This is a genomic window from Mammaliicoccus fleurettii, assembly GCF_003970575.1.
GTDB lineage: Bacteria > Bacillota > Bacilli > Staphylococcales > Staphylococcaceae > Mammaliicoccus > Mammaliicoccus fleurettii.
The window spans coordinates 1-4342 of record NZ_RXWZ01000150.1 but is presented as its reverse complement, the minus strand read 5'-3'; the positions used below and the strand labels follow the sequence as shown (position 1 = coordinate 4342).

Below are 4342 nucleotides of genomic sequence, written 5' to 3'. Positions count from 1 at the left end.
ATTTAAAGGTATAATTTTTTATATTGAATTACAATAAGATATATAAGTTAATTATGAACCTTTGGTGAAAATAGGATAAATATGTAATAAATGACTTGAAAATGTAATATTAAAATACTCAAAAAATTCAGTATAAAATGTTAAAATTGATGAAACAGGATGAGGTGAGTGAGTATGTTAAGTAATTTAAAATTATACAACGATAAAAAAGATCGTAAACAAATAATTAAACAATTCTATAATGGTTTGAATCAAGAAAATTTCCATGAAGCTGTAACAAGTTTAGAAGAGAGAAAACATAAAGTTTTCCCACATGGTGCAGTATATTTTAAAAATGATTTACCCACAGAAAAACAAAACGAACTAAACTTAAGCAAATCAGATGGTTTGTTTATAATTGATTATGATGGAACTCAAGAGGCTGCAATAATTCCATTACAAGTCATAGTGCAATTTCTTGCTTCAAATAGAGAGCAAATAGCGAAAGATAAAGCGCTTAGTCTAATCCAATTAGAAAATATTATCGATCGTTTAGAATTGACACTTAAATCAGAAGAATTATAATTATCATAAAAGGCTGGACAATTTAATCGTCTCAGCCTCTTTATTTTTTAGAACGGAGTGAAGAATATGTACGAAGCAATTATATTTGATTTTGACGGCACAATTATAGATACAGAAATAAACTTATTTAACACTTTAAATAAACATATTATTAATAAAAATAACGAACCAATAAGTTTAGAAGAATACAAAAGTTCTATAGGTTCTGTTTCTAAAGAATTAGATAATAAAATCCTAAATGCACTAGGTTCTGAGTTAGCTTTAGAAGAAATGTTTAAAGATCATTATGAAGGAACAAAATCACTATCTATGAAACCAGTTGTTAAAGACTTGATTGAATATGGACATAAAAACCATTTGAAAATGGGGATAGCAACAAGTAGTTATAAAGAACATATTATGCCAAACGTTTTAAGGTTAGAATTAGATGAATATATTGATGTTGTAAAAGGGCGTGAAGATGTTGCATTTGTAAAACCAAATCCAGAACTATATATTCAAGCAGCACATGATCTTCAAGTTAAACCAAATAAATGCTTAGCAATTGAAGATACAACAAATGGGGCACAAGCGGCTATTGATGCTGGTATGGATGTGATTGTCATTACACATGAAATAACAGAAGATTTGAATTTTGATGATTTAAAGATATTAAATAAAGATATAGAAGCAAAAGAAATTATAGACCTCTATTTATAGAAAGCATACTGTTGTCTAAATGTATGAGGTGTCATATTTCGATGCTTTTTAAATAATTTTGTAAAATGAGCTTGATCACAGAAACCATAATCAATTGCGATATGTGCAATTGATTTTTGTGGATTATTAAGTAATTCAACTGAAGCCTCAAATAGTCTAACAATCATAGAGTCTTTGTGATAGCAACAATGAATATTTTTAGGTTTTAATTTTTGTTCTGTTAAATCCATAACTTCATTTATACTTTTTGACAAAATATTTAATATCGTAATAATACTAAATGAAATTTGAGTGTTTAAACTTGAGGCATTAAAAGGTGAGTGTTGAGCTAAAAGGTGTAGATGTTTTTTTGTTGTAGCGTCATTTTTTAAATGAGATAGTTTAGAATAATCTATTGATAATAAACGAGGGTAAATATTATTTGCCAACGTTAAAATCAGAAAATAATTTAATGTGAGAATAATTACAGAACCAGATAAAGCATTGATATAACTATATTCATCAAAAGGTACGATACAACAAAAACCTTTTTTAAAATGAGATATTTTGTTTAATGAGTGATAGAACACTTGAATTTCTCCATCTGTTACGTAAATTATTGATAAATGCTCATAATTATAAATATATATATCCTCATTATGAATTTGATTCACTTCAAATGTAAACATTATATAATTCCCTTCATAGTCTGATTTCTAAAAATTTAACAACGCTTACTTTATTTAATGTTATAATTATAATATTAATGACTTTTTAGAGGTGTACAATGAATAATGAACAATACAAATCCATTGTTTATAAAAAATTATGGTTTATAAATAAAAAAGAAAAAAATATAGCTAAAGAAAAGTTAAATGTTAATGGAGAAGAACGTTTACTTGAAAAGTATGGTAAACCTAGTAAGTTTGTAAATCATTTTGTAGAAGATGAAATAATAGAAAAAGCATCACCACCAAGTAGCTTTTATAAAGTATTCACTTTAGGTGGATTGCTATTTGGCAACGTACTTATGGCAGGTATTCTCATTACTGCTGCATTGTTAGTGTTAGGGACATTTACTTTATACTTTACTAAACCAATAAGTACTGCACTGACTTTGCAATTACTATATCTTGTAATTGGTATCATTTTATTTTTCATTGGATACAAAGGAATTAAATGGGTTAATGCTTATTTTACAAGGCGTTTACTTATAGCTAGAAGATTTAAAGATTTAATGTAGATTAACTAGGGGGTGTCGTAGATGAGCTTGTTATATTTTGATGAATGGCGTGATACACGTGCTACGATTAGGTATATAGCACAAATAATGGGGAAATGTTGTTTAGCTGTAAAAGAACCTGAACCGTTATATAAACACGTGATGTTAACCGTTAATCAAGTAGGGTTATCTACAAGCGTATTAAAAAAAGATGGGCATGAGTTTGAAATCAATTTAGACTTATTAGATCAGCTATTAATCATTATAATAGATGGAAAAGAAGAATCTATTATTTTAGAATCTGGACAAACTATTAAAGAATATTACGATTTTGTATTTGATACACTGTCTGACAACGGAATAAATATTAAAATTAATACGAAACCATATAATATTCCTTATGAAAAAACATTGGAGCAGGATGATAAAGAACGCGTATTTAATCCTAAAACAGCATATCATGCATTAAGACTTATGCAACAAGCTCAGTATGACCATTACCAATTTTTACATTCAAGAAATATTAAAGATGTTAAAACAGGGTTGTTTTGGGATAAATTTGATATCACGTCTATATTTTATATAGAAGGTAATCAAGATTATACAGTTTCTTTATGCTATTATTTTGGAGATAAATATAGAGAATCTCCTTATTATATTATAAAGATTAATCCATTTAAGCAAGATAAAATTAACTTAAAACAAGTAGAGCCTTCTTATGCAGAATATAATGGTAAAGATGGTAGCTTCTTAATATATGAAGAAGATTTACAAAGCATCATAAGAAGAGATGAAGTGTTACTTACTTTCTTTAACAGTGCATATCAAGCATTGTTATCAGGTGTAAGCAGTAAACTAACACATAACGAACAATAAAAAGCAGCCAGACAATGAAACATTCATTATCTGGCTGTTTTTTGTATATAAATTTATTGCTTGAATATGTGATGTTTTTGATATTGTATGAGCCTTAATGATTCTCCCATTTTCTTAGTTATGGTATGAAAATCATGTTTTATAATTTTTGAGGTGTCATTATTAAATAAGAGTCTTGTATAACATTTGTACGCTTCAATATTAGTAATATGCTTACTATTTATCATCATATAATTAATATGATTTTTAGCACTCGTTGGAAAAAGAACAAAATCTTGAGATGCATAAATCATAACAGGGATGAGTTTTGAAATTTTGAGTATATGTTTTGCATATTGTTCTCTTGATTTCATATTCGCACCCTCAATTTTTAATGCATCGTTTAAAAGTAAATGAATAGAAAGATTCGTATTTAAAATTGAATGATCTATATATTCGATTTGGTATTTATATTTAGGATTTTTTGAGTGTTGAATGACTGTCATATTTGGGTTGATATTCATCATTGTTAAGTCACCTCTATTAGTGATAATACTAATAATGGAAAGTTATTGATTGTATTGTGATGACATATCATTGTACCTAAAATAAAAAATGACATTTCAACTTATTTCTAGCGTTCTTTCTATAATACTTGATTGTCGATTCACTTTTATTGAAATGAATTGCAATCTCTTGAGTTGAAAATCCTTGTAACGTTAGTTTAAACCACAATAGTTCCTCTGGTGATAAAATTTCAAGCATGCTATACATTTCACAATTATAATGTTCAACAAAACTTTGGTCTAACATAATATCATGAGAAGTAGGTATGAAGCGGTTCATTTCTTTGCTGTTTTTTCTTATACAATCAATTAAATAGAACTTTAATTTAGTATAGATATATTTATCCATCGTATTTGTTTTTGATTTATCAAACGTTTTTAATAAATCCCATAGCTTTATAAGTAAGAGTTGGAAATAATCATCATAGCAATATTTTATATTGTAACGGTGTAGTAA

7 protein-coding genes are annotated in these 4342 nt (G+C 27.1%); 4 read left to right on the top strand and 3 right to left on the bottom strand.

What is annotated here, in order from left to right:
* Positions 1 to 174: 174 nt before the first annotated feature.
* Positions 175 to 564 carry a hypothetical protein gene (locus CD129_RS10460; protein WP_170167695.1) on the top strand — a complete coding sequence of 130 codons (390 nt, stop codon included), beginning with the start codon at positions 175 to 177 and terminating at the stop codon, positions 562 to 564.
* A gap of 66 nt (positions 565 to 630) precedes the next feature.
* Entirely contained in the window at positions 631 to 1263 is a 633-nt protein-coding gene (locus CD129_RS10455; protein ID WP_078357589.1) for an HAD-IA family hydrolase, read from the top strand.
* Here CD129_RS10455 and CD129_RS10450 read toward each other — a convergent pair.
* Complete coding sequence (locus CD129_RS10450) at positions 1254 to 1931, bottom strand: helix-turn-helix domain-containing protein (protein WP_078357588.1); 678 nt, start codon at positions 1929 to 1931, stop codon at positions 1254 to 1256. The two genes, CD129_RS10455 and CD129_RS10450, sit on opposite strands and share 10 nt — an antisense overlap.
* Before the next feature lie 98 nt (positions 1932 to 2029).
* Here CD129_RS10450 and CD129_RS10445 point away from each other — a divergent pair, with 98 nt between their 5' ends.
* Together CD129_RS10445 and CD129_RS10440 are read left to right on the top strand one after the other, a co-directional pair.
* Positions 2030 to 2485: a hypothetical protein gene (locus CD129_RS10445; RefSeq protein WP_078357587.1), complete on the top strand. Its 456-nt coding sequence runs from the start codon at positions 2030 to 2032 to the stop codon at positions 2483 to 2485.
* 21 nt (positions 2486 to 2506) lie between these two features.
* Positions 2507 to 3340, top strand: a complete 834-nt coding sequence (locus CD129_RS10440; RefSeq protein WP_115337304.1) for a DUF5996 family protein — start codon at positions 2507 to 2509, stop codon at positions 3338 to 3340.
* Positions 3341 to 3393: 53 nt separating this feature from the next.
* On the opposite strand, the gene CD129_RS10435 is transcribed toward CD129_RS10440, so the two are convergent.
* Together CD129_RS10435 and CD129_RS10430 are read right to left on the bottom strand one after the other, a co-directional pair.
* Positions 3394 to 3846, bottom strand: coding sequence for a competence protein ComK (locus CD129_RS10435; protein ID WP_237687658.1), 453 nt, complete (start codon positions 3844 to 3846; stop codon positions 3394 to 3396).
* A 76-nt stretch (positions 3847 to 3922) separates the two neighbouring features.
* Positions 3923 to 4342: sigma-70 family RNA polymerase sigma factor (locus CD129_RS10430; RefSeq protein ID WP_126577750.1), on the bottom strand; the 420-nt coding region annotated here is incomplete at its 5' end.